Raw genomic sequence first — 25157 nt, 5'->3', positions numbered from 1 at the left:
AACAGGGTGATAATAGACGATGCGCATGCTTGGGTTGACTTCGATTCTCCTGGCGGCAGGGCTGGCGTTTGCCGCGCCCGCCGCCGCACAGGAGGCTGCCGCAGCGCCTGCGGCTCCCGCCACGGCCGCTGCCGTGACGGATAACAGCGCCGCTCCGGCGACGGACAATGCGTCGGCTGCTGCGGTTGCAGACCCGACGCTCGATGCGTCAGGGGCGCACAAGACCGGTCCGGTCGCGGGCGTCGGCCAGCCGGTTAACGGGGTATACGGCCTCCAGTCGCAGGTGACGCCGAACGGCGCCACCGCGCACTGGTTCCACGATTGGGTGCTGATGCCGGTGATCGTGGCAATCTGCATCCTGGTGCTGGTGCTGCTGATCTGGGTGATCATCCGCTATCGCCGCACCGCCAATCCGGTGCCGTCGAAGACCAGCCACAACACCGCGATCGAGATCGTCTGGACGCTCGTGCCGGTGCTGATCCTGGTCGCGATCGCGATCCCCTCGATCAAGCTGCTCGCAGCCCAGTTTAAGCCCGCTCCGAAGGAAGCCGTGACGCTGAAGGCAATCGGCAACCAGTGGTTCTGGAGCTACGAATATCCGGACCATGGCGGCATTCAGCTGACTTCCAACATGCTGAAGGAAAAGGACGAGGTTCCCGCCGGTACGCGCTATCGCACCGATGTGGACGGTCCCCGCCTGCTGGCGACCGACCAGCGCGTCGTGCTTCCCGTCGGCGTTCCTATCCGGCTGCTGACCACCGCGCAGGACGTGATCCACAGCTGGGCGATCCCCGCTTTCTGGATCAAGCTCGACGCGGTACCGGGCCGTATCAACGAAACCAGCTTCATCATCGAGAAGCCCGGCGTCTATTTCGGCCAGTGCTCCGAACTGTGCGGCGCGCGCCATGCCTATATGCCGATCACGGTCGAGGCGGTTTCGCCTGAAGTGTTCGCGCAGTGGGTCGCATCGAAGGGCGGCAAGATGCCCGCTCCCGAGGCCGAATCGACGACCGCAGAAGCACCCGCCGGCAACGCAGCCGGCGACGCCGCCCTCCCCGCCAACGGCACGGAGCCGGTGATCAACGCGAGTGCCCCGGGCAACGCGGTGACCAATTCCGGCGCAGGAAACTAAGACATGAGCACCACGACCCTGGATGCGCACGGCCATCACGATGCGCACGAACACCACGACGCCGATCACAAGCCGGGCTTTTTCGCTCGCTGGTTCATGTCGACGAACCACAAAGATATCGGCACCCTCTATTTGATCTTCGCGATCGTCGCCGGCATCATCGGCGGCGGCATTTCGGGCCTGATGCGCGCCGAGCTGATGCACCCCGGCATTCAGTATCTGCCGGAATGGGCAGCCGCGCTCCATGGTTCGGCGACCTTTGACGAGGCGCTGCACTTCTGGAACGTGCTGATCACCGCCCACGGCCTGATCATGGTGTTCTTCATGGTCATGCCCGCGATGATCGGTGGCTTCGGCAACTGGTTCGTCCCGATCATGATCGGTGCGCCGGACATGGCGTTCCCGCGCATGAACAACATCTCGTTCTGGCTGCTGATTCCGGCCTTCGTGCTGCTGCTCGCATCGCCCTTCGTCGGCGTGGGCGCGGGTACGGGCTGGACGGTCTATGCGCCGCTCTCGACCTATGGCGAGCCCGGGCCGTCGGTGGATATGGCGATCCTGTCGCTCCACCTTGCAGGCGCCAGCTCGATCCTGGGCGCGATCAACTTCATCACCACCATCTTCAACATGCGCGCGCCGGGCATGACCCTGCACAAGATGCCACTGTTCGTATGGTCGGTGCTGATCACCGCCTTCCTGCTGCTGCTCTCGCTGCCGGTGCTCGCAGCCGCGATCACGATGCTGCTGACCGACCGTAACTTCGGCACCGCATTCTACGATCCGCAATATGGCGGCGATCCGATCCTGTACCAGCACCTGTTCTGGTTCTTCGGCCACCCCGAAGTGTACATCATGATCCTGCCGGGCTTCGGCATGATCAGCCAGATCGTGGCAACGTTCAGCCGCAAGCCGGTGTTCGGCTATCTCGGCATGGCCTATGCCATGGTCGCGATCGGCGTGGTCGGCTTCATCGTCTGGGCGCACCACATGTTCACCACCGGCCTGTCGGTCAGCGTGAAGATGTACTTCACCGCCGCGACGATGGTGATCGCGGTGCCCACCGGGGTTAAGATCTTCTCGTGGATCGCCACCATGTGGGGCGGCTCAATGAGCTTCAAGACGCCGATGCTGTGGTCGCTGGGCTTCATCTTCATGTTCACCGTCGGCGGCGTGACCGGCGTGGTGCTCGCGAACGGTGGCGTCGACGATTACATGCAGGACACCTATTATGTGGTGGCGCACTTCCACTACGTGCTCTCGCTGGGCGCTGTGTTCTCGCTGTTCGCCGGTTTCTACTACTGGTTCCCGAAAATGTTCGGGAAGATGTACAACGAGTTCCTCGGCCAGCTGCACTTCTGGGTGTTCTTCATCGGCGTGAACGTGATGTTCTTCCCGATGCACTTCCTGGGCCTGCAGGGCATGCCGCGCCGTTATCCCGATTATCCGGACGCCTATGCGCATTGGAACGAGATCGCGACCTATGGCTACATGATCATGTTCGCCGGCGTGCTGATCTTCTTCGCGAACGTCATCTGGTCGCTGGTTGCAGGCAAGAAGGCAGAGGGCAATCCGTGGGGCGAGGGCGCCACGACGCTCGAATGGACGCTTTCGAGCCCGCCGCCGTTCCACCAGTTCGAGACGCTGCCGGTGATCGACAGCGATTCGCACCACTAAGCCCAGGCCGGAAGGCCGCAGCATCGAAACGCCCCGGGGGAAACTCCGGGGCGTTTTCCGTTTTCGGAACATGCGGGGCGCAGCGCGGCCATGCTGCCGGTTGCTTCCGTCCGTTTTGGATGCAATGGCATCGCCAGAGGCACGCGGCACCCCGCTTGAGCCTCGACCGGGGCGTCGTTTGACTCCCATCGGCGGCGCTCCGGTCTCCGCGGCGGCGCCAGGCCCGGCGGACGCGTGCATCCCCCGCTTATCGGCCCATCGATGCGGCGTTCCACCAGCCCGACAGTTCGGCCCGCATCGCCGGGCAACCCGGGCCGTGCCCGAATCGCTACAGTGTGCGCAAAAATGGCGATCACGGCAGCGGCGGCGGAGACGAATGGCACCCCGCCCTTTCCCCCGGGGCCGCGTACGCCTATAGCGCCCGCAATCATGACCACGACGACTGCCCCCGCCACCAGCCTTCCCGCCGATTGGCGCGACCTGCTCGCGCTGACCAAGCCGCGCGTGATGGTGCTGGTGGTCTTCACGGCGCTTTGCGGCATGCTGGCAGCGCCGGTTCCAATCCATCCGATCCTGGGCTTCACCGCGATCCTCTGCACCACGCTGGGCGCGGGCGCGGCGGGCGCTCTGAACCAATGGTACGAAGCCGATATCGATTCGAAGATGAAGCGCACCCAGGGCCGGCCGCTTCCCGCCGGCCGGATGGATCGCCAGTCGGCGCTCCACTTCGGCGTCGGGCTGGCATGCTTCAGCCTGGTGCTGATGTATTTCGCGATCAACCTGGCAGCCACGCTGATCCTGGCCGCGTCGATCCTGTTCTACGTCTTCATCTATACGATCTGGCTCAAGCGGCGGACCCCGCAGAACATCGTGATCGGCGGCGCGGCCGGGGCTTTCCCGCCGATGATCGGCTGGGCTGCCGCCACGGGCGACATCACGCTGCTGCCGATCCTGCTGTTCGGGATCATCTTCTTGTGGACGCCGCCGCATTTCTGGGCGCTCGCTCTGTTCGTGAAGACCGATTACGCCAATGCCGGGGTGCCTATGCTCCCCGTCGTGGCCGGCGAGCGCACGACGCGCACCCAGATCGGCCTCTACACGCTGCCGATGGTCGCCGCTGCGATCCTGCCCTGGCCGCTCGGGCTGCTCGGACCCATTTACGGGGTCTCGGCGCTGGTGCTGAACGCCGTGTTCCTCGCGCTCGCGGTCCGCGTCGCGCTGCGAACCTCGGCCCCCGGCGATGCGATGAAGCCCGAGAAGCAATTGTTCAAATACTCGATTTTCTATCTGTTCCTTATTTTCGGCGCGCTGGTCGCCGACAGGTGGTTTGCATGACCGACGAAGAAGCGACCCTTATCCGCACCCGCCAGCGCTCGCGCGCGCGGCTGATGGCAGTGCTGCTCGGTGCGTTCGTGATTCTGGTCTTCGCCATCTCGATCGTGAAGATAAAATTGGGGTTAGGTGGATGATCAGCCGGAATTTACGCACTGCGATCCTTGCAGGGGTCGGGGTTTGCACGATGACCGGGATGGGCTTCGCGTCGGTGCCACTTTACCGGATGTTCTGTGAAGTCACGGGACTGAACGGAACGACCCAGCGGGGCACGCTGGCGCCGGGAACCACCGGCGAGAAGATCACGGTCGCGTTCGACAGCAATGTCGGCAAGGGCATGCCGTGGAAGTTCGCGCCCGAGCGCCGCGCTGATACGATCGATGTCGGCGGGCGCGACATGGCTTTCTTCACCGCGACCAACACCAGCGACAAGCCGATCACCGGCACCGCCACGTTCAACGTGACGCCCACCGTGGCGGGCAAATATTTCAACAAGATCGAGTGCTTCTGCTTCACCCAGCAGACGCTGGATCCCGGGCAGACGATGCGCATGCCGGTGATCTTCTATGTCGATCCGGCCATCCTGAACGACCCCGATACGAAGGACGTTCAGGAAATCACGCTCTCCTACACATTTTATCCGGTAGATTCCGGCAAAACTGCGAGCTAGAGCCGCAACAAAACTAGGGTAACAGGGAATAGCCGATGTCCGGTGCCAAGAACCACGATTATCATATCCTGCCGCCCAGCGCCTGGCCGCTGTTCGGTGCGATGTCCGCGCTTGTGCTCGCGGCAGGGGGCATCATGTGGATGCACTCGATGCCCGCCGCCAATTTGGTCTTCTTCGCCGGCGTCGCGGCCGTCGTGATCACCTTTTTCGGCTGGTGGGGCCAGGTGATCCAGGAAGCCCATGCCGGCGATCACACGCCGGTGGTGCAGCTTCACCTTCGCTACGGCATGATCCTGTTCATCGCCTCCGAGGTCATGTTCTTCGTAGGCTGGTTCTGGGCCTGGTTCGATTTCGCACTCTTCCCGTCGACGGTGGAAGCGGTGGGCGGCGTCTGGCCTCCCAAGGGTATGGAAGTGCTCGACGCCTGGAAGCTTCCGCTGCTCAACACGCTGATCCTGCTCTGCTCGGGCTGCACGATCACCTGGTCGCACCATGCGCTGATCCACAACCAGCGCGGCGGCGCGCTCAAGGGCCTGTGGGGTCTGCTCGGCGTCGGCGAGAATGACGGCGTGAAGAAGGGCCTGTGGCTGACGATCCTGCTCGGTATCACCTTCTCGGCCATCCAGGCCTATGAGTATTTGGAAGCTCCCTTCCCCTTCAAGGCGACGAGCGATGGCGGGAGCAGCTATGGCGGCGCCTTCTTCATGGCGACCGGCTTCCACGGCTTCCACGTGCTCGTCGGCACGATCTTCCTGATCGTGAACCTGGTGCGCGTGTACAAGAACGACTTCACCCCCCGCCAGCATTTCGGCTTCGAAGCCGCCGCCTGGTATTGGCACTTCGTCGACGTGGTGTGGCTGTTCCTCTTCGCCTCCATCTATGTGTGGGGCGGCTGGGGCGCTGCGGTCCACGGCTAAGTGTCCGGAGACACGAACCAGAAAGCGGGGGGAGGCAGTCACGCACTGCCTCCCCCTGTTGATTCCGGGCTCCGCGGAAGCTGCCCGCGCTGCGGCGCGAAAACGCTGTTCAGGAGCTTCACCGCCTTTGCCGATGAATGCCCGTCCTGCGGACTCAATTTCTCGCGGTTCAACGTAGGCGACGGGCCTGTCGTGTTCATGACGCTCGGTATCGGCGCGCTGATCGTCATGCTGGCGCTCTGGGTGGAATTCACGTTCGAGCCCGGCGTGCTCATCCACGCCTTGCTGTGGATCCCGCTGACGCTGGCGCTCGTTCTGGTCAGCCTGCGTTTCGCCAAGGGGCTGTTACTCGCGCTCGAATATCGCAACCGCGCGGAAGAAGCCCGGCTGAAGGATCCAGACTGATGCCGCGCTTTCCCCTGATCCCTACCATCATCGTCGGCCTCGCCATCGCCGTGATGATTGCGCTCGGCGTATGGCAACTGGCGATCCGGCTACCGCAGAAGGAAGCCCAGCTCGCCCAGCTGGCCGCCAATCCGTCGCTGCCCGAAATCGCCTTTCCCCGCTTCCCCGATGATTCGCTGCTGTTTCGCAAGGCGTCGGGCTTTTGCGTGGAACCCGTATCGAGCCAGTTGACCGGCGCGGGCAATGCCGGATTCCGCTTCATCGTCGAGTGCCGCACCGGCGGGCTCGAAGGGCCGGGCATGCTCGTGCAACTGGGCACGACGCGCGATCCCGGTGCCAAGCCAGTTTGGAAGGGCGGAGAGGTCCGGGGCAGGATAAGCCACGCGCCCGACAGCCGCTCGATGTTCGCCAGCCTGTTCGATCGCACGCCCAAGCGTTTGATCCTGATCTCCGACACGCCGGCGCCCGGCCTCACGCCGAACGGTACGCCCGATATTTCCAGCGTGCCGAACAACCATCTCGCGTATGGCGTGCAATGGTTCCTGTTCGCGCTGGTGGCAGCGGTGATCTATGTACTCGCACTCGTCTGGGGCGAACGCAAGGCGGGCCCGCCCCAGCCATGAGTGCAGGCGCGGCGGCGCCCTGAAGCGCGACAGTGGCACAGACCTAAAGCTCCGCTTTCTTGCCCCCGCCCTTCGCGCTCGCTACGCGCTGGACATCATGCGCTACAAAAGCACCCGCGGCACTGCGCCGACCCTAGGTTTTCGCGACGTCACCCTGGCCGGGCTGGCGAGCGACGGCGGCCTCTATGTGCCCGACAGCTGGCCAAGCTTCAGTCCCGAGCAGATCGCCGGGCTGCGCGGTCTTTCCTATGTCGAGACAGCAGTCCGCGTGATGCTGCCCTTCGTTGAGGGCGACCTGAGCGAAGAGGAACTCCGCGCGCTGTGCACCCAGGCCTATGGCCGGTTCAGCCATGCTGCGGTCACGCCCTTGGTCCAGCTCGACCACCAGAATTTCCTGCTGGAGCTGTTCCACGGACCGACGCTGGCGTTCAAGGACGTAGCGCTCCAGCTCCTCGGCCTGTTATTCGAGAAATTCCTGACCGGAACGGGCGATCATTTGACGATCGTCGGCGCAACGTCGGGTGACACCGGATCGGCGGCGATCGATGCGGTGGCCGGGCGCACCGGCATCGACATCTTCATGCTCCATCCAAAGGGCCGCGTGTCCGACGTTCAGCGCCGCCAGATGACCACGGTTCTCGCCCCCAACATCCATAACATCGCGATCGAAGGCAGCTTTGACGATGCGCAGGCACTGGTGAAGGCGATGTTCAATCACGCGGATTTTGCCGGACGATTCCAGGTGACCGCTGTGAACTCGATCAACTGGGCCCGGCTGATGGCGCAGGTGGTCTATTATTTCTATGCCGCCGTCCGCCTTGGCGCGCCCGATCGCGAAGTCGCATTCTCCGTTCCCACGGGCAATTTCGGCGACGTGTTCGCAGGCTATGTCGCGCACAAGATGGGCCTGCCCATCGCCAAGCTCATCGTCGCGACCAACGTCAACGACATCCTCCACCGCGCGCTTTCGAACGGGGATTATTCGGCCGGCACCGTCACGCCCACCGCCGCCCCGAGCATGGACATCCAGGTCAGCTCCAATTTCGAGCGGTTGCTGTTCGACCTCGCGGGTGGCTCGGTGGCCGATCAGATGGCGGGCTTCGAATCGACCAAGGCAATGCGGCTGACCAATGCCCAGCGTGAAGGCGCGGCGGCGTTGTTCGCGAGCGACCGGATCGAGCCCGGCGAGATGAGCGAAGCGATGCGCTGGGCCAGTGCAGAGGCGGGCGAAGTGATCGATCCGCATACCGCGATCGGCCTCGCCGCCGCGCGCCGCGCCAATCTGCCTGGCGATGTGTCGATCGTGACGCTGGCGACCGCGCATCCGGCCAAGTTCGCCGATGCCGTCGAGCGCGCGACCGGGCTGCGTCCCTCAGTGCCTGCCCGCGCCGGCGACCTGTTCGAGCGGCAGGAGCGCTACGACGTGCTCCCCGCAACCTTCGAAGCGGTGAGCGGCTATATCGCCGAGCGCGCGACGCCAAGGCCATGAAGCTCGTCACGCTAACCGGCGAGCCCTGGGCCGATTACGGGCTGGTCGACAGTGGCCATGGCCGCAAGCTCGAACGCTACGGCGATTATCGCTTCATCCGCCCTGAGCCGCAGGCGATGTGGGCGCCCGCATCCGAGGAATGGGACGCGCATGGCGAGTTCCTCCCCGCGCCCGATGATGAGGGCGGCGGCCGCTGGCATTATACCAAGCCCACGCCGCGCGAGGGCTGGCCGCTCCGCTGGAACGAGGTGACCTTCACCGCGCAGACCACGCCCTTCCGCCATCTTGGCTTCTTCCCCGATATGGCCCCGGTGTGGAGCTGGATGCGCGAGCAGGTGGCCGATAAGCCCGAGCCCGAGGTGATGAACCTGTTCGGCTATACCGGCGTGGGCACGCTGGCGATGGCCGCAACGGGCGCGCGGCTCACGCATGTCGATGCGTCCAAAAAGTCGGTCGCCGAGGGCAAGGCCAATGCCGAGCTCTCCGGCCTGGCCGACAAGCCGATCCGCTGGATGATCGACGATGCGGGCAAGTTCACCGCGCGCGAGGTTCGGCGCGGGCGGCGCTATGACGGGATCATCCTCGATCCGCCGAAATGGGGCCGCGGGCCGAACGGTGAAGTCTGGAAGCTTGAAGAAGGCCTGCCGGGCCTGATCGAGAATTGCCGGGCGCTGCTCGATGCGGATTCACGCTTCCTGTTCCTAACCGTCTATGCGGTCCGCATGTCGGCGCTGGCGATCGGCGAGCTGGTCCGCCAGCATTTCGCCGATCTGGGGGGTACGGTCGAGGCGGGCGAGCTGGCCGTGCGCGAGGAGGCGCGGGGGCTGGAGCTTCCCACGGCGATCTTCGCAAGGTGGAGCAATAAGTGAGCGGCGGCGGCCTGTTCGTATTCTTCGCGACCGCAGTCGCCGATGCCGTCGAGGATCGCCGCGCCGGCGCGCGCCACGCAATGCTGATCTACGTCACCGCGCCCGATTTCGAGGCCGCACAGGCCAAGGCGGCGGGGATCGCGCTTGGGCTCGGCTGGATGCTGGTCCGGCTGGAAAAGGGCATGCTTGTCCCGCCCGACAAGCCGCAACCCGACCCCCTGCTCCAGACCGCCGCCGAATCGGCGCTGGCGGAAGGATCGGCGCTCGTCGTCTATGGCGACGAACTCCCGCCCGAGGCTTAGCTCCGCCCCATCCGGATCGCGGCACCCGCCACCAACGGGCATCCGGCGACGAGCAACAGGCTGAATGCCGCCAGCAGCTTGAGCGCGCCGGGCTGATCGGCAGTGGCGCCGAAGATCAGCAGCGGCACCGCGAAGGGCAGCATCACCAGCCCCGCCAACGCACCCGCACCCCGCAATCCCGAAACCAGGGCGGCGGTGGCGATGCCCAATGCGGCGAGCCCCGGCGTGCCGATCGCCAACGCGATCAGGATGGGCACGAGCGCGTCGCCCGGCAGGCGCAGCAGCGCCGCCGCGATCACCGTGGCGGCAAGCAAGGCGGGCGCGAAGCCCAGCCAGTGCCCAGCCATCTTGGCGGCGGCGACCGCACTGTCGGAAAGCCCGCGCGCCGCGAACTGATCTAGCACGCCGCTTTCAGCATCCGGCGCGATCAGCCGCTCGACCGGCAGCAATGCAGCGAGCAGGGCGGCGGTCCAGATCACCCCCCCACCCACGCGAGCGAGCAGCTTGCCGTCCGGGCCGATCGCGAAGGGAAACAGGATCGCGACCAGGAGGAAGAAGACCACCGGCAGCACCAGCCCGCCCGCTTCCCAGGCCCGCCGCACCTCGCGCCAGGCGATTGATGCCAACGCGCTCACAACGCGATCTCCCGCGCATCGGGCAGCGCGATCGGCAGGTGCGTGGCGACCAGCGCGATACCACCACCCGCGCGGTGCGCGGCGATGATTGCCTCCAGCGTCTGCACCGAAGCCGTGTCCATCCCGTTCGCCGGCTCATCGAGCAGCCAGACCGGCGCGCCGCTGGCAATGACCCGGGCGAGGGCGGCCCTGCGGCGCTGGCCGGTGGACAGCAGGCGCACCGGCACCTGCGCCAGATCGGCGAGGCCAACCGCCGCCAGTGCTTCCGGCACCGCGCTCGCGCGTCCATCGATCGACGCCCAGAAGCGAAGCGCCGCATCGAGCCGCAGTTCCGGATCGAGCGCCGCAGCTTCGCTCAGCAATGCGCGCGTGCCATCGCCATCGACAAGCCCCGATGCCGGTGCAAGCAACCCCGCCGCCACCCGGATCAGGCTGGATTTGCCCGCGCCGTTGGGGCCGGTCACCAGTGCCGCCTGCCCCGCCGCCAGCGCGAAGCCGATCCCCTCGAAGAGCAGCCGCCCGCCCCTCGCGCACCCCACATCGCGGAACGCCAGGCTACTCACCCGGCGCTGTCCTCCAGCGCATGCATATCGTCATCGCTCAGCCCGAAATGGTGCCCCACTTCATGCACCACGACATGCGTGATCAGATCGCCCAGATCGACGCCCGTCTCGCACCATTCGGCGAGCAGCGGCTGGCGATACAGGTGAATGCGATCGGGAAGCGCGCCGCTTTCGAACGCGGATTTCTCGCCCACCGGGCGGCCATGGTAAAGGCCGGTCAGCCCGAACGGATCCTCGATCCCGAGTGCATCCAGCGTTTCGTCATCGGCGAATTCCTCGACCAGCAGAACCACATCGGAAAGATAGCCGGAGAACGGCTCGGGTATCCGCGCGAGCGCGTCGCGGGCCATCGCCTCGATCAGGGCGGCATCGGGGGCTTGCCGGGTCATCCGCCACGGCATAGGCGGTCAGCAAGCGCTACGGCAAGGAGACGCAGTGATGGTGACGCGGCTGACCGAGGGATTGCGGGCTGAATCGCTGGCCGCATTGCCCGAATGGACGCATGATGCCGAGCGCGACGCGATCACCCGGCGCTTTGTCTTCCAGGATTTCAACCAGGCGTTCGGCTTCATGACCCGCGTCGCGCTGATCGCCGAAAAGGCCGATCACCATCCCGAATGGTCGAACGTGTGGAACCGCGTGGATATTCTCCTCACCACCCATGACGCCGATGGCCTCTCGATCCGCGACATTCAGATGGCCACCGCGATCGACGCGCTGGTCTGACGGGCACGGCTGGGATACGCGGGCGGCTTACTTGAACGACTTGCTCGTCCGCTTCCGCAGCACGCCCGGAAGCCAGCGGCTCATGAACCACAATTGGTGCGCCGTCTTGCCGACGCGGACATGCACTGCTCTGCGGCTCTCCAGCATGCCCCATACCGTCTTCACCACCTCGTCGACCGGCGTGATCTCCAGCCCCGCGCCGCGCACCGATTCGCGCACGGTGCGATTGGTATCCTGGCCGACATGGTTGAGCAGCGGCGTCTCGATAAAGCTCGGCATCAGCGCGGCGACATATATGCCCTCAGGCGCCCATTCGGCGTTCAGGGACTCGGCGAAGCCGCGGATCGCGAACTTGCCTGCGCAATAGATCGACATGCCGGGATTGCCCGCGATGCCCGCCGCCGAACTCGTGAGGATCATCGCCGATCCGGGGGTTTCGGAAAGCAGCTTGTGCGCGGCCTTGGCGCCATAGATCATCCCGTTGATATTGATGTCGAGCCCGCGATCGATATCGCTGTCGGACATTCCGGCCAGCGCCCCGGCCACCGCGATGCCCGCATTGTTGAACAGGAAATCGAGCCGCCCGCCGCTCGCCTCCGCGAAATCGGCCAGCGCCTTCTCCCATTGGCCGCGATCGCGCACGTCCATCACATGGATCGTCGCCATGCCTTCCGGCAGCATCTTCCTGGTCGCCTCGAGCCCGGCCTCGTTGATGTCGGCCAGCCCGATCCGCCAGCCCTTCGCGGCAAGGTCCTTTGCCACCGCCTGCCCGATTCCCGACGCGCCGCCGGTGATGAATGCCGCCTTGGTCACCGCCGCCTCCCCTTGTTTTGACCTTTGCATGATCATCCCGCACTATTCGCGGCGATGCCAGAGCAAACGCGCAGCGTTACCTACAAAAATGTCAGCAGGACATTTGGCGGGAACGTGACTGCGGTCGACAATGTCTCGCTGGAGATCGCCAGCGGTAGCTTCGTGGCGCTGGCCGGCAGCTCGGGCTCGGGCAAATCCACCCTGCTCAAGACCGTCAACCGGCTGATCGAACCGACGAGCGGCGAGGTGCTGATCGGCGGCAAGGCGGTGAGTGCCGAGCCCATGCACCTGCTGCGCCGGCGGATCGGCTATGTCTTCCAGAATGTCGGGCTGTTCCCCCATATGTCGGTGGCGGAGAATATCGCGATACCGCTGAAGCTGGCGGGCGAGCGCGATACCACCGCGCGGGTGGCGGAGCTGCTGGCGCTGGTCGAGCTGCCCGGCGAGATGGCGGCGCGCATGCCCGATGCGCTTTCGGGCGGGCAGCGCCAGCGGGTCGGCGTCGCGCGGGCATTGGCTACGGCGCCGGGCATATTGCTGATGGACGAGCCGTTCGGCGCGCTCGATCCGGTCACGCGCGCGGCGCTGGGCAAGTCGATCCGCGCGCTGCACGACCGGCTTGGCCTGACCACGATCCTGGTGACGCACGACATGGCCGAGGCGCTGCTCCTCGCGGACCGGGTGCTGGTGATGCAGGCGGGGCGGATCGTGGCAGACGCGACCCCGGCGGAGCTGCTTGCCGGCAAGGGCGGGACCGCCGCCGATGCGCTGCTGGCGGTGCCGCGCGAACAGGCCGAACGGCTGGCGGTGCTGGCGGGATGAAGCGGCTGGCCCTGGCCATGCTGGTCATCGGCGGTTGTGCGCCGCAGCCGGTGGCCGACAATGCGGTGGAGGTTGCGAACGCGACGCTAGCGGCACCGGAACAGACGCCGACACCCGTTCCCGCGCCTTCGCCGCAGATTCCGGCGAGCGGGCGCTACAAATGTATCGACGGTTCGCGATTCGGCGTCATCTTTGGCGCGGACGCCGCGGTCATAACGCGAGAGGGCAAGAAGCTGACGCTCCGCCGCGAAGAAGGAGGTCGCGAGCTTCGCTACGCGACGGGTGGGACCAGCTTTACCGGCGCGGCCGATCTGATGACCTTCACCGAACCGGGCCTGCCCCCGCTTCCGTGCAGCCCGATCCGCCGCTAGCCTGCCCGGCATGACGCGCTATCGCACGACGATCACCGCCCGGCCGGAGGACATTGACGAGCTGGGCCATGTCAACAACGCGGTGTGGGTGAAGTGGATACAGGACGTGTCGGTCGGGCATTGGCGCGACACTGCGCCAAAGGACGATATCGACCGCTATATCTGGGTCGTGACCCGGCACGAGATCGACTATCGCGGCAACGTCGCGGCGGGAGAGGCCGTGACAGCCGAGACCTGGATCCCCGAGCCGCCGCGCGGCGCGCGCTTCGATCGCTGCCTGCGCTTCACCGGCGCGGACGGCAAGGTCAGGGTCGAAGCGCGATCGACCTGGGCAATCATCGACCGGACCACGGGCCGGCTGGTGCGCGTGCCGCCGCATCTGGCCGCGATGTTCATGACCTGATCGCGCCAAAGGTGACACTAAGGTGACACCAAGAACGGCCACCCTGCGTCGCGAATGTTCCCGATGTTTGCGGTGACGAAGCACCAGCGGCTGACGATTTCAAAGAGCGGCCGACAATGCCGACCGGCCCAGCCAAGCAGGCGAAATCCTACATTGCAAGCAAACTAGTTCTTCAGCCGATAGCCGGTCTTGAAGATCGCGATGATCAGCCCGAGGCACAGCGCCAGGAAGGCGCCGGTAAAGCCGAGGCTCCACCAGATATCGACATCGCCCGCGCCGAAGAAGCTCCAGCGGAACCCGCTGACCAGATAGACCACCGGATTGAACAGGCTGACGGTGCGCCACGGCTCCGGCAGCATATCGATCGAATAGAATGCCCCGCCGAGGAAGGTGAGCGGGGTCACCAGCAGCGCGGGCACGATATTGAGCTGTTCAAAGCCATTGGCCCAGATGCCGATGATGAACCCGAACATCGAGAAGGTGATCGAGGTGAGCACCAGAAATGCCAGCATCGCCAGCGGATGATCGATGCGCAGCGGCACGAAGAATGCGGAGGTGGCGAGGATGATCAGCCCGATCACGATCGACTTGGTCGCCGCCGCGCCGACAAAGCCGATCACCATCTCCACCGCCGAGATCGGCGCGGACAAAAGCTCGAACACGGTGCCGGTGAATTTGGGGAAGTAGATGCCGATCGATGCGTTCGCGATGCTCTGGGTCAGCAACGACAGCATGATCAGGCCCGGCACCAGGAAGCTGCCGTAATTCACGTCGCCGATCGATTCGATCCGGCTGCCGATCGCCCCGCCGAACACGATGAAATAGAGCGAGGTGGTGATCACCGGCGTCGCGATCGATTGCCACAAAGTGCGCAGCGTGCGCGCCATCTCGAACCTGTAGATCGCCCAGATGCCGTGGAGGTTGACGCCGGTCATGCCGCAGCTCCTTCGTTCGATGCTTCGCGGTGCTCGACCAGATCGACGAAGATATCCTCCAGGCTCGATTTGCTGGTGTCGAGATCCTTGAAGCCGATGCCCAGATCGGAAAGCTTGCGCAGCAGCGAGGGGATGCCGGTGCGCTCGGCCTGCGCATCGAACACATAGCGCAGCCTGTGCCCATCATCCTCCAGCGTCAGATGCCATTCGCCGAGTTCGGCGGGGACAGTCGCCATCGGCTCGACCAGCGAGATATCCATCTCGCGCTTGCCCAGCTTCTTCATCAGCTCGGTCTTGCCCTCGACGAGCAGCAATTGCCCCTTGTTGATGACGCCCACCCGATCGGCCATCTCCTCGGCCTCCTCGATATAATGGGTGGTCAGGATGATCGTGGTGCCGCGCTCGCGCAGGCGGCCGATCATCTTCCACATGTCGCGCCGAAGCGATACATCGACCCCTGCCGTGGGCTCGTCGAGGAACAGGATGTCGGGCTCATGGCTCAGCGCCTTGGCGATCATCACGCGGCGCTTCATCCCGCCCGACAATTCCATGATCTTGCTGTCGCGCTTGTCCCATAGCGACAGGTCTTTCAGCACTTCGTCCAGATAGGGCTGGTTCGGCGCCTTGCCGAACAGGCCGCGCGAGAAGCGCAGCGTCGAGCCCACGGTCGAGAACATGTCCACCGCGATTTCCTGCGGCACCAGCCCGATCCGGGAGCGCGCCTCGCGCGGCTGGCGGATCGCATCATGCCCGTCGACCAGGATCGTGCCCGTGCTGGGCGTGACGATGCCGCAAATGATCGAGATCAGCGTCGTCTTGCCCGCGCCGTTGGGGCCAAGCAGCGCGAAGATCTCGCCCCGCTCTATTTCAAGGTCAACATGGTCGAGTGCCTTGTGACCCGAGGCATAGGTCTTGCTGACCTGCGAGATCGACAGGATGGATGGCATCGGGGATTCCTGAGGAAAGGAACGGCCCCGTTACGTAGGGGCGCACGCTGCGACCGGCAAGTTGCCAGCCGCAAAGAAGCGCTGCGCTCTCGGATGGCGCAGTCCCGAACCTCAGCGCGCCTTGCGCGCCTCCGCCACGGCTTCGGCGAGCCCCTCATAGTCCAGCGCGCCACTATAGAGCTTTGCACCAATTACCCAGGCCGGCGTGCCCGTCATCGCCAGCTTCTGGGCCAAAGCGTGATTGGCGTCGATCTCGTCATTCACAGCCCTTGATCCCACTGCTTTGTCGGCCACCCCCTTGTCGAGCCCGGCCTTTGCAGCGGCAGCGGTGATCGATTCCGCGTTGGGCGGGCCTTCGGCATAAAGTGCGTTGTGGAAGGCGAGATACTTGCCCTGCTCGGCGGCGGCCAATGCCCAGCGCGCGGCAACCACGCTCCCCGGCCCAAGCACCGGAAGTTCGCGATAGACGATGCGGACATTGGGATCCTTCGCGATCAGCTCCTCGATGCCCGGCAGGCTGGCGCGGCAATAGCCACAGGCATAATCCATGAAGGCCACCACGGTGACGTCGCCATTCAGGTTGCCAGCCTGTGCCGAGCCATAGGGCTTGCGAACCGCATCAAGGCTGGCCGGCAGCGCCTTTTGCGCCTCTTCCTGCGCCTTCTGCGCCTCGGCCAGATTAGCCTCGCGCAGCTTGTCGCTGACATCCGCCAGGATCTGCGGATGATCGAGGAGATAGTTGCGCACGAGATGGCCGGGCAATGGCGAGCCGGGCATCAGCAGGAAAGCAAGCAGCACTACCAGCGGAATCTGGGCGAGCAGGAGCCATATCCCCCGCTGCAGGAGCGACTGTTCGTTCATCCGTTACGCTTCTTTTTCTTCTGCTCTTCGAGCTTGGTTTGCGACACCATCATGATGTCCTGTGCGCGGATCCAGTCGGACGAACCCGCGGGGAGCCCGGACATCGCCGCCCGGGCGCTCATGAATGCCACGCCCGCATCCCCCATCAGATGCGCGCGCTCGGCTGTGGCAAGCGCGGTGCGCGGCTCGTCGCCCTTGCGCTCATAGACCGTGCCCAGGTTGAACCAGGCGAACGGATTCTCCTTGTCGCGCACCACTGCCTGGCGAAGCACCGTCTCGGCCTCCGCCAGATTGGCCTTGTCTTCGGTTGCGATCAGCGCGTGGCCGAAGAGCGCCGCGATCAGCGGCTGGTTGTTCGAAAGCGCAGTGGCTTCGCGCAGCGGCACCAGCGCCTCGCGCGGCTTGCCCGATTCGAGCAGGATCTGCCCCTCCAGCTCCAGGAAATAGGGGTCCCTGGGCGCGATCTTCACCAGCGCAGCAGCCTCTGCGGCGGCCTGCTCGGGATAGCCGGACTTATGATAGGCATAGGCACGCGCATAATGCGCCGCGACGGACTGGTCGCTTTTCGGATAGCGGCGCAGCGTCGATTCAGGATCGTTCATATAGCCGCGCAGCTTCGCCTGCACCCGCTTGAAGCGCGCTTCGATGCTGGCGTCGAGCGGCTTCGACCAGGTCGGCGCATTCTGAAGATCGGCCTTCAGATTCTCGACGCGATCATTGGACATGGGGTGCGTCTGGCTGAACGGATCGACTTCGGGATTGGTCGTGTAATAGCCATAGCGGTGCATCTGCGCGGTGAGCTTGTTGAAGAAGCTCAGCATGCCCTTGCCGCTGATCCCGGCGGTGATCAGGTAGCGCGCGCCGGCCGAATCCGCCGAGCTTTCCTGAACCCGGCTGAACGCGAGATATTTGCCGATGGCGGCGCGCTGGCCCATCATCAGGATGCCGGTGCCCGCCTCGGGCGAGCCCGCCGCCATCGCGGCTGCGCCCAGCAACAGGCTGAGGATCGAGATGCTGCCATAGCCGCCGTCATTCTGGAAAACCGCGTGGCCGCCAGTGATGTGGCCGATTTCGTGCGCGATCACGCCCTGCACTTCGTTGGCGGTATCGGCAGCATCGAGCAGGCCCGAATGGACATAGACGATCTGCCCGCCCGCGACGAAGGCGTTGATCGATTTGTCGCCGATCAGCACGATCCGCGTGCTGCCGGGGGAAAGGCCGGCCGCGTCGAACAGCGGCCGCGCCATATCGGTGAGCAGCGCCTCGGTCTCCGCATCGCGCAACAGGCCCTGCGCCAGCACCGGCGTGGCGGCGAAGCAGGACAGGCAGAGCAGGGCCAGCAGGCAGGCGAAGCGCTTCATACGCGGCATCATCGTTTGAAACTCCCTCCGCGGCAACGCTCTCGCCGTCCGGCCATGAACGCCGGGTGAAGCGGGCCCGCGGAATGAACCGCGGGCCCGTTCAGGATCAGCCGCCGAAGGTGCGGTTCCACCATCCGCCACGGCGCGGCGCTTCTTCGGTGGTCACGCTTTCGGCCGGCGCCGCTTCCGCCACTTCGGCGACCGGTGCGGCCGGCTCGGCCTGTGCTTCCACGACCGGCTCGGCGGCGGGAGCGGCCTTGCGGCGCGTCCGCTTGGGCTTCTCGGCCACAGGCTCGGGCGCGGCCTCGGCGGTCGGAGCATCGGCTGCGGTAGCCTCTGCTACGGGTGCGTCGGCCTTTTTGCGGCGCGTGCGCTTGGGCTTCTCGGCGACAGGCTCGGCTGCCGGTTCGGCAACCGGCGCGGCTTCGGCTTCGACCGCAGCAGGGGCCTCGACGGCCTCGGCAACCGGATCGGCCTTTTTGCGGCGCGTGCGCTTGGGCTTCTCGGCAACCGGCTCGGCAACGGGCTCGACTGCGGGTTCGGGTTCGGCTTCGGGCTCGGCGGCTTCGGCGGCGGGCGCTTCTTCTGCGCCCTCCGAAACCTCTGCGCCGCCCTCGGCACGGTCACCACGGCGGCCACCGCGACGGCCACGGCGGCGGCGCTTGCGGGCACCCTCCGCAGTCTCGCCCTCGCGCGGCGCTTCGGCTTCCTGCTCGCGCGCTTCGCCGGCGGACTCGTCACCTTCAGCTTCGCCCTCGATGCGCGGCGCGCCCGATTCGGAGCCGCCTTCCTCACGGCCACGGCCACGGCCACGACGGCGGCGGCGGCGCTTGCTGCGGCCCTCGCCCTCATCGTCGCGTGCTTCGCGGTGCTCGCGGCCACCGCGCGAACGCGGCGCTTCCTCTTCGGCTTCCTCTTCCTCTTCGTCGATCTCCTCGACGTAGTCGTCCTCCGGCTCCTCGATCAACTTCTCGAAGCGCGGCGCATGCGCAGGCGGCGGGCCAGCCGATTCTACGGTCATGCGTGCGCCCTCAAGCTCGCCATCGGCGGCGATCTCGACCATCACGCCATAGCGGTCCTCGATCTCGGCGATGTCGGCGCGCTTGCGGTTGAGCACGTAGAAAGCGGCTTCCTGGCTCGCGCGCAGCGTGATGTGCGAGCCGCGGCCGCGCGCAGCCTCGTCCTCGATCATGCGCAGCGCCGAAAGACCGGCCGAAGATGCGGTGCGGACCAGCCCGGTGCCTTCGCAATGCGGGCACTGGCGGGTGCTGGCTTCGAGCACGCCGGTGCGCAGGCGCTGGCGGCTCATTTCCATCAGGCCGAAGGCAGAGATGCGGCCCACCTGGATGCGGGCGCGATCGTTCTTCAGCGCCTCCTTCATCGCCTTCTCGACCTTACGGACGTTGGACGAGTGATCCATGTCGATAAAGTCGATCACGACGAGGCCCGCCATGTCGCGCAGGCGGAGCTGGCGGGCGATTTCGTGCGCGGCTTCCAGATTGGTCGCGGTCGCGGTCTGCTCGATCGAATGCTCGCGCGTCGAACGGCCCGAGTTGATGTCGATCGAAACCAAAGCCTCGGTCGGGTTGATGACCAGATAGCCGCCCGATTTCAGCTGGACGACCGGATTGTACATCGCCGAGAGCTGCTCTTCGACGCCGGCACGCTGGAACAGCGGCACCGCATCGGCATATTGCTTCACCTTCTTGGCGTGGCTCGGCATCAGGAGCTTCATGAAGTCCTTGGCCTGGCGATAGCCTTCCTCGCCCTCGACGATCACCTCGTCGATGTCGCGGTTATAGATGTCGCGGATCGCGCGCTTCATCAGGTCGCTGTCGCCATAAACCAGCGCAGGCGCGGAGGATTTGAGCGTGGTCTCGCGAATCCCGTCCCACAGCCGGGCGAGATAGTCGAAGTCGCGCTTGATCTCGGTCTTGGTGCGCTGAAGCCCCGCGGTGCGGACGATGCAGCCCATCGTCGGCGGCAGCTTGAGATCCGACATGATGCCCTTCAGGCGCTTGCGGTCCGCCGCCGAGCTGATCTTGCGGCTGATCCCGCCGCCATGCGCGGTGTTGGGCATGAGCACGCAGTAGCGGCCGGCGAGGCTGAGATAGGTGGTCAGCGCCGCGCCCTTGTTGCCGCGCTCTTCCTTGACGACCTGGACCAGCAGCACCTGGCGGCGGCGGATCACGTCCTGGATCTTGTAGCGGCGGCGCAGATTCATGCGCTTGTTGCGCAGTTCGTCGGCGGCGCTCTCATTGTCGCGGCGGCCACGGCCCTTGCGGCCCCGGCCGCGCCCGCGCGGCCCCTCGCCTTCGGATGCGTCGCCCGCGCCGTCCTCGTCGCTCGCTTCGGCCTCGTCCGAATCCAGATCGCCTTCGTCTTCGTCGATCGGGCGCTCGAGCACCTCTACGCCGTCATCCTCGTCGAGATGATCCTCGTCGTCGCCATCCTCCGCGGCGCGCAGCGCGGCTTCCTCGGCGGCGTGCTCGGCCTCCTCGCGGAGCAGCGCCTCGCGATCCTCCTTGGGGATCTGGTAATAATCGGGATGGATTTCGCTAAAGGCCAGGAAGCCGTGGCGATTGCCGCCATAATCGATGAACGCTGCCTGGAGCGACGGCTCGACGCGGGTAACCTTGGCTAGATAGATATTGCCCTTGAGCTGCTTGCGCTCGGCCGATTCGAAGTCAAACTCCTCGATCCGGTTCCCTTTGACGACAGCCACACGGGTTTCTTCCCGGTGGCGTGCGTCGATCAGCATACGCATGGTCATTGAATATTCTCCGGGCGCGCCGGCCTGGAAGCCCTGGGGCGAGGGGCGCGTGCGCGCGATAAAGGATGCGATCGCGGCCGGACGCTCCGGCTGCAGCTCCGCAGGTTTGAAAAAATGCTGCTGCCGCAGGGGCACGCACGAACCAGCGGTTCGATTGCTCCGCCACCATCGCGCGCAAGGCCAGCCCGGCCTCGGCGGTCAATCGGTGGGGAAATTGCCTCATGCAAGCTTCAACCTGAACAGTCGCGGCGATGTGGCCGCGTGACACGCCCGGCATAAAGACCGGACCAATCAGGTGCCTAGCACCCTGCGCACTACGCGGCAACCGCCAGTGCCGATGATGCCGCCGTGGCCCGCGCGGCCCCCTCCGCAATTCCCCGTATCCGTAATGGTACCGGTCCGGAATATCCCGCTCAGCGTAAATCCCGGGGGGTCTCTCCAGCCCAAATTTACGGGTCATGCACCATTTTCCACAGGCCAATAACGGCAGGGAATTGCAGGGCTTCCGGCAAAAATATGCCGAATCGCATCTTAACCCAATCGCTTCACCGCGACGGAAGATGCGCTCGGTTAGGGCCGGATGGTCAGGGCGAGTTTTAGCCGAGTACCAAATCAATGCTTTTGAACTGGACCCCCCGCCAGTCATCGCGGCATATCCGCAACGTGTTCTTCCTGCTCGCTCTCCTCGCCGGTTGGCTGACCGGCGCGCCTAGTTGGGCGGGCGTCGTGCAGGAAGTGCGCGTGCAGGGCGACCGCGTTGTCGTGAAGTTCGATGCCCCGGTCGCACAGGCGAGCGCCTTCATGCTCGCCGGGCCGCAGCGCATCGCGCTCGATATCAAGGGCGCGACACCGGGCAGCTATGCGCAAGCCGGCGGCGTCGTCGCGCAGATTCGCCAGGGCTCGCAGGGTGCCGAGGGCGCACGCGTCGTCTTCGATCTCGCCCGCCCCGCAATCGTCACCGAAGGCACGTTCGGCAAGGATGGGCGCACGCTCACGCTCCAGCTCCGCACCGTCGACGACGCCAGCTTCGCGCGCGCCGCGGCTGAGCGGCGGCTGAGCTTCCTGCCGCCCTTCACCTATCTCCAGCCCGCAAGCCGCCACCCCTATAGCGAATCGATCACGCTGCCGAAGCGCGCGCCTGCCGCCGCACTCCCCAAGGTCTATGGCGATCCCAGCCGTCCGTTGGTGGTGATCGATGCGGGCCATGGCGGGCACGATCCGGGCGCGATCGGTCCCGGCGGCCACCGCGAAAAGGATCTGACGCTCAAGAACGCGCTGGCGATTCGCGACGCGCTGCTTGCATCTGGCCGAGTCCGCGTCGCGCTGACCCGCGAGGATGATCGCTTCCTGGTGCTCCAGGAGCGCTACGGCCTTGCCCGCAAGCTAAAGGCCGACCTGTTCATCTCGGTCCATTGCGACAGCGCCGGCAACCCGGAAGCGACGGGCGCCACGGTGTACACCCTCTCCGAAGTCGCCTCCGACAAGGAAGCGGCGCGGCTGGCGGCGCGCGAGAACAAGGCCGACATCATCGCCGGCGTCGATCTCGGCGCGACCAACCCGGACATCTCGTCGATCCTGATCGACCTTACCCAGCGCGAGACGATGAACGCCTCGGCAAGCTTTGCCCGCCTGCTCGGCCGCGAGGCGCAGCCGCTGATCCCGATCAAGGCCAATTGGCACCGCATGGCCTCGCTGATCGTGCTCAAGGCGCCCGACATGCCTTCGGTGCTGTTCGAGACCGGCTATATCTCGAACGCCAATGACGCCGCCTTCCTCGCCTCGAATGACGGGCAGAAGCGGATCGGCCAGACCGTGCGCAAGGCGGTGGAAATCCATTTCGCCACCCGCGTGGCCGCCCGCTAGCCTGTCTGCCCCGGGCGTCCGCGCCCGAGGCAAAACAAAAGCTGCCGCTTCCCTCCGGGCCGAATCTTGCTAAACCCGCCTCCGCATGCCCGAAGGTACCATTTCCAGCGTCAGGATGAGGCTCAAGCGCGAGATCGGTGGTCTTCGCGGATGGTATGCGCGCGTCCATGATCGCTGGTGGTTCCGCATCCTCGCGATCCTGGCCCTGCTCAGCGGCATCTTCTTCTTCCTGATCTGGCTGCTGATCGCGCGCAATCTGCCTTCGGTCGATACGCTGCGCAGCTATGAGCCCCCGCTGCCGACCAGCGTGCGCGCTTATGACGGCAAGCCGATCCACAGCTATGCGCGCGAGCGCCGCGTGCAGCTCAGCTTCGCCGAATATCCCAAGCAGCTTGTCGAGGCGTATCTCTCCGCCGAGGACAAGACCTTCTTCAGCCATCACGGCGTGGATTTCCCCGGCCTGGTGCGCGCCGCGGCGCAGGGCCTGCTGACCGGCTCGACCCCGCGCGGCACCTCGACGATCACGCAGCAGGTCGCCAAGAATCTGGTGGTGGGCAATGAGCAGAGCTATCTGCGCAAGGCCAAGGAAGCCGTGCTCGCCTGGCGCATCGAAGACACGCTCACCAAGGAGCAGATCCTCGAGCTCTACCTCAATTCGATCGAGCTGGGCCGCAACGCGGGCGGCGTCGCCGCCGCCAGCCAAGCCTATTTCGGCAGGGAGCTGAAGGATCTCACCCTCCCGCAAATGGCCTATCTGGCGATCCTTCCCAAGGGGCCGGCCAATTACGATCCGGATCGCAAGGCCGATCGCGCGATCGAGCGGCGAAACTGGGTGCTGGGCCAGATGGCCAGCAACGGCTTCATCACCAATGCCGAGCGCGACGCCGCCCGCGCCGCGCCGCTGGGCACGATCCCGCGCCAGACGCCCAAGGAGGAGCGCGTAGGCGGCTATTTCGTCGAGGAAGTCCGCCGCCAGCTTATCGACAAGTTTGGCGAGACCAACGAATCGGGTCCGTACAGCGTCTATTCGGGCGGCCTGTGGGTTCGCACCTCGCTCGATCCGCAGCTCCAGCTTTACGCGCAAAAGGCACTGCGCGACGGCCTGCTCCGCTATGAGCGCGGCCGCGGCTGGTCCGGCCCGCTCGGCCATGCCGAGATCGGCCGGAGCTGGCAGCAGAGCTTGCTCAACACCAATATCGGCGTGGATTATGAGGATTGGCGCGCCGGCATCCTGATCGCGCGCTCGGGCGACAGCTGGCAGATCGGCTTTGACGACGGCACCACCGGTTCGCTGCCGCAATCGGGCGCGTCGATGCCCGTCCGGGGCCAGGGTGGCCAGGCGTTCAACGCGTTCAAGGCGGGGGATATCGTCGCCGTCGCGCCTGCGGGCGGCGGCAACTGGTCGCTGCGCAGCGTGCCCCGCATCTCTGGCGGCTTCGTGGTCGAGGATCCGCGCACCGGCCGCATCCTGGCGATGCAGGGCGGGTTCGATCAGCGCCTGCAATCGTTCAACCGCGCCACCCAGGCACAGCGCCAGCCCGGATCGACGATCAAGCCGATCGTCTATGCCGCCGCGCTCGAACAGGGGATGACGCCCGCCTCGATCGTGGTCGATGGCCCCTTCTGCGTGTGGCAGGGCGCGAATCTCGGCCAGAAGTGCTTCCGCAACTTCGGCGGATCGGCGGGCGCGGGCCCGCGCACGATGCGCTGGGGGCTGGAGCAGTCGCGCAACCTGATGACGGTGCAGATCGCCAACACCACCGGCATGGATCATGTCGTCGACCTGATGCAGCGCATCGGCATATCGAAGCAGAAATTCCCGCCCTATCTCTCTTATGCGCTGGGCGCGGGCGAGACGACCGTGATGCGCATGGTCAATGCCTATTCGATCCTGGTGAACCATGGCCGCGCGCTCAATCCCACGCTGATCGATTTCGTCCAGAACCGCCGCGGCGAAGTCGTCTGGCCCGAAAACTGGCGGCCCTGCGAAGGCTGCAACGCACCGGATTACAAGGGCGGGCCGATGCCGCGCCCGGTCACGCGCGCGCGCCAGGTGATCGACGCGATGAGCGCCTATCAGATGGTCCATATCGCCGAGGGCGTGATCCAGCGCGGTACCGCGACCACGCTGCGCGATCTGGGCCGCCCGATCATGGGCAAGACCGGCACCACTACCGGGCCAACCGATGTGTGGTTCGTCGGCGGCACGCCGCAGATGATCGGCGGGCTGTATCTCGGCTTCGATACGCCGTCGAACCTGGGCGGCTATGCCCAGGGCGGATCGATCGCCGCGCCGATCTTCAAGGAGTTCGCCAAGCCCGCGTTTGAAGGCATGCCCGTCGTGCCCTTCACCGCGCCGCCGGGCATCCGCATGGCGCGGATCGATCGCGCAAGCGGCAAGCGCGTATTCGGCGGCTGGCCGAGTAATGATCCGCTTTCCGCGGTGATCTGGGAAGCGTTCAAGCCCGAAAGCGACCAGCGCGACCGCCGCCGCCCTGAAGAAACCACCGAAACCAAGGCGGTCGAGAAAAAGGCGGAGCCGAAGAAGCAGGAGAGCGACAGCGACTTCTTGCAACGCGAGGGCGGAATCTACTAGCGCCACACATTATCGCCATCCCGGCGCAAGCCGGAACCCGAGGGCCGCAAGCGAGCGGTTTGAGGCACGAGATCC

26 protein-coding genes are annotated in these 25157 nt (G+C 65.6%); 17 read left to right on the top strand and 9 right to left on the bottom strand.

The features are described from left to right. Nucleotides 1-19: 19 nt before the first annotated feature. The 11 genes from coxB to SSO01S_RS12790 all read left to right on the top strand — a co-directional run bounded on the left by coxB (nt 20) and on the right by SSO01S_RS12790 (nt 9413). Nucleotides 20-1132: a cytochrome c oxidase subunit II gene (gene coxB / locus SSO01S_RS12835; RefSeq protein WP_066799321.1), complete on the top strand. Its 1113-nt coding sequence runs from the start codon at nt 20-22 to the stop codon at nt 1130-1132. 3 nt (nt 1133-1135) lie between these two features. Next, nucleotides 1136-2806 (top strand): cytochrome c oxidase subunit I, encoded by a 1671-nt coding sequence (ctaD, locus tag SSO01S_RS12830; protein ID WP_066799319.1) that lies wholly within the window; start codon nt 1136-1138, stop codon nt 2804-2806. Nucleotides 2807-3235: 429 nt separating this feature from the next. After that, nucleotides 3236-4141 (top strand): heme o synthase, encoded by a 906-nt coding sequence (locus SSO01S_RS12825; RefSeq protein WP_066799317.1) that lies wholly within the window; start codon nt 3236-3238, stop codon nt 4139-4141. Beyond that, nucleotides 4138-4275, top strand: coding sequence for a cytochrome c oxidase system small membrane protein (locus tag SSO01S_RS17760; RefSeq protein ID WP_169798355.1), 138 nt, complete (start codon nt 4138-4140; stop codon nt 4273-4275). Before SSO01S_RS12825 ends, SSO01S_RS17760 begins: the two co-directional genes overlap by 4 nt. Then, complete coding sequence (locus SSO01S_RS12820; protein WP_066799315.1) at nt 4272-4808, top strand: cytochrome c oxidase assembly protein; 537 nt, start codon at nt 4272-4274, stop codon at nt 4806-4808. The genes SSO01S_RS17760 and SSO01S_RS12820 overlap by 4 nt, the downstream gene beginning before the upstream one ends. Before the next feature lie 35 nt (nt 4809-4843). Next, the gene (locus tag SSO01S_RS12815; protein WP_066799313.1) at nt 4844-5725 is read left to right on the top strand and encodes a cytochrome c oxidase subunit 3; all 882 of its coding nucleotides are present in this window, start codon (nt 4844-4846) and stop codon (nt 5723-5725) included. Continuing rightward, complete coding sequence (locus SSO01S_RS12810) at nt 5726-6130, top strand: DUF983 domain-containing protein (protein WP_174520790.1); 405 nt, start codon at nt 5726-5728, stop codon at nt 6128-6130. Further along, nucleotides 6130-6753 (top strand): SURF1 family protein, encoded by a 624-nt coding sequence (locus SSO01S_RS12805; protein WP_066799311.1) that lies wholly within the window; start codon nt 6130-6132, stop codon nt 6751-6753. The genes SSO01S_RS12810 and SSO01S_RS12805 overlap by 1 nt, the downstream gene beginning before the upstream one ends. Nucleotides 6754-6850: 97 nt before the next feature. Continuing rightward, on the top strand, nt 6851-8242 hold the full coding sequence (gene thrC / locus SSO01S_RS12800; protein WP_066799310.1) for a threonine synthase: 1392 nt from the start codon (nt 6851-6853) through the stop codon (nt 8240-8242). Next, complete coding sequence (locus SSO01S_RS12795; protein ID WP_066799309.1) at nt 8239-9111, top strand: class I SAM-dependent methyltransferase; 873 nt, start codon at nt 8239-8241, stop codon at nt 9109-9111. The genes thrC and SSO01S_RS12795 overlap by 4 nt, the downstream gene beginning before the upstream one ends. Then, on the top strand, nt 9108-9413 hold the full coding sequence (locus tag SSO01S_RS12790; RefSeq protein ID WP_066799308.1) for a hypothetical protein: 306 nt from the start codon (nt 9108-9110) through the stop codon (nt 9411-9413). The genes SSO01S_RS12795 and SSO01S_RS12790 overlap by 4 nt, the downstream gene beginning before the upstream one ends. On the opposite strand, the gene SSO01S_RS12785 is transcribed toward SSO01S_RS12790, so the two are convergent. From SSO01S_RS12785 to SSO01S_RS12775, 3 genes are read right to left on the bottom strand one after another with little or no spacing between them, the layout of a single operon-like run. After that, nucleotides 9410-10048, bottom strand: a complete 639-nt coding sequence (locus tag SSO01S_RS12785) for a heme exporter protein CcmB (RefSeq protein WP_245646764.1) — start codon at nt 10046-10048, stop codon at nt 9410-9412. The genes SSO01S_RS12790 and SSO01S_RS12785 overlap by 4 nt on opposite strands. After that, a complete protein-coding gene (ccmA, locus tag SSO01S_RS12780; protein WP_066799306.1) occupies nt 10045-10611 on the bottom strand; it encodes a heme ABC exporter ATP-binding protein CcmA in 567 nt (188 codons plus the stop codon). Before ccmA ends, SSO01S_RS12785 begins: the two co-directional genes overlap by 4 nt. Then, the gene (locus tag SSO01S_RS12775) at nt 10608-11000 is read right to left on the bottom strand and encodes a metallopeptidase family protein (RefSeq protein ID WP_157073770.1); all 393 of its coding nucleotides are present in this window, start codon (nt 10998-11000) and stop codon (nt 10608-10610) included. The genes ccmA and SSO01S_RS12775 overlap by 4 nt, the downstream gene beginning before the upstream one ends. A gap of 10 nt (nt 11001-11010) precedes the next feature. Between SSO01S_RS12775 and SSO01S_RS12770 the strand changes: the two genes are divergently transcribed. Continuing rightward, nucleotides 11011-11337, top strand: a complete 327-nt coding sequence (locus tag SSO01S_RS12770; RefSeq protein WP_281178701.1) for a 4a-hydroxytetrahydrobiopterin dehydratase — start codon at nt 11011-11013, stop codon at nt 11335-11337. Nucleotides 11338-11364: 27 nt separating this feature from the next. On the opposite strand, the gene SSO01S_RS12765 is transcribed toward SSO01S_RS12770, so the two are convergent. After that, nucleotides 11365-12180: an SDR family oxidoreductase gene (locus tag SSO01S_RS12765; RefSeq protein ID WP_083943034.1), complete on the bottom strand. Its 816-nt coding sequence runs from the start codon at nt 12178-12180 to the stop codon at nt 11365-11367. Between the two features lie 24 nt (nt 12181-12204). Between SSO01S_RS12765 and SSO01S_RS12760 the strand changes: the two genes are divergently transcribed. From SSO01S_RS12760 to SSO01S_RS12750, 3 genes are read left to right on the top strand one after another with little or no spacing between them, the layout of a single operon-like run. After that, a complete protein-coding gene (locus SSO01S_RS12760; RefSeq protein ID WP_066799425.1) occupies nt 12205-12972 on the top strand; it encodes an ATP-binding cassette domain-containing protein in 768 nt (255 codons plus the stop codon). Next, nucleotides 12969-13343: a hypothetical protein gene (locus tag SSO01S_RS12755; protein WP_066799298.1), complete on the top strand. Its 375-nt coding sequence runs from the start codon at nt 12969-12971 to the stop codon at nt 13341-13343. The genes SSO01S_RS12760 and SSO01S_RS12755 overlap by 4 nt, the downstream gene beginning before the upstream one ends. 10 nt (nt 13344-13353) lie before the next feature. Next, nucleotides 13354-13746 carry an acyl-CoA thioesterase gene (locus SSO01S_RS12750; protein WP_066799296.1) on the top strand — a complete coding sequence of 131 codons (393 nt, stop codon included), beginning with the start codon at nt 13354-13356 and terminating at the stop codon, nt 13744-13746. Between the two features lie 164 nt (nt 13747-13910). Here the strand turns inward: SSO01S_RS12750 and SSO01S_RS12745 are convergent, their stop codons facing one another. The 5 genes from SSO01S_RS12745 to SSO01S_RS12725 form a co-directional block, all read right to left on the bottom strand. Next, nucleotides 13911-14681, bottom strand: coding sequence for an ABC transporter permease (locus SSO01S_RS12745; RefSeq protein WP_066799294.1), 771 nt, complete (start codon nt 14679-14681; stop codon nt 13911-13913). Beyond that, nucleotides 14678-15628 carry an ABC transporter ATP-binding protein gene (locus SSO01S_RS12740; protein WP_066799292.1) on the bottom strand — a complete coding sequence of 317 codons (951 nt, stop codon included), beginning with the start codon at nt 15626-15628 and terminating at the stop codon, nt 14678-14680. Before SSO01S_RS12740 ends, SSO01S_RS12745 begins: the two co-directional genes overlap by 4 nt. 111 nt (nt 15629-15739) lie before the next feature. Beyond that, nucleotides 15740-16489 carry a DsbA family protein gene (locus tag SSO01S_RS12735; protein ID WP_066799290.1) on the bottom strand — a complete coding sequence of 250 codons (750 nt, stop codon included), beginning with the start codon at nt 16487-16489 and terminating at the stop codon, nt 15740-15742. Beyond that, nucleotides 16486-17859: a M48 family metalloprotease gene (locus SSO01S_RS12730; RefSeq protein ID WP_245646770.1), complete on the bottom strand. Its 1374-nt coding sequence runs from the start codon at nt 17857-17859 to the stop codon at nt 16486-16488. Before SSO01S_RS12730 ends, SSO01S_RS12735 begins: the two co-directional genes overlap by 4 nt. Before the next feature lie 97 nt (nt 17860-17956). Then, complete coding sequence (locus SSO01S_RS12725) at nt 17957-20623, bottom strand: Rne/Rng family ribonuclease (RefSeq protein ID WP_066799423.1); 2667 nt, start codon at nt 20621-20623, stop codon at nt 17957-17959. Nucleotides 20624-21238: 615 nt separating this feature from the next. On the opposite strand from SSO01S_RS12725, the gene SSO01S_RS12720 reads away from it, so the two are divergent. Together SSO01S_RS12720 and SSO01S_RS12715 are read left to right on the top strand one after the other, a co-directional pair. After that, nucleotides 21239-22486 carry an N-acetylmuramoyl-L-alanine amidase gene (locus SSO01S_RS12720; protein WP_066799288.1) on the top strand — a complete coding sequence of 416 codons (1248 nt, stop codon included), beginning with the start codon at nt 21239-21241 and terminating at the stop codon, nt 22484-22486. 85 nt (nt 22487-22571) lie between these two features. Next, nucleotides 22572-25082 (top strand): penicillin-binding protein 1A, encoded by a 2511-nt coding sequence (locus SSO01S_RS12715; protein WP_066799287.1) that lies wholly within the window; start codon nt 22572-22574, stop codon nt 25080-25082. Nucleotides 25083-25157: the final 75 nt, after the last annotated feature.

The sequence above is a fragment of the Sphingomonas soli NBRC 100801 genome, from assembly GCF_001591025.1.
Classification (GTDB): domain Bacteria; phylum Pseudomonadota; class Alphaproteobacteria; order Sphingomonadales; family Sphingomonadaceae; genus Sphingomonas; species Sphingomonas soli.
Note: the sequence above shows the minus strand (reverse complement) of the source record. Positions and strands in the feature narration are given on the sequence as shown.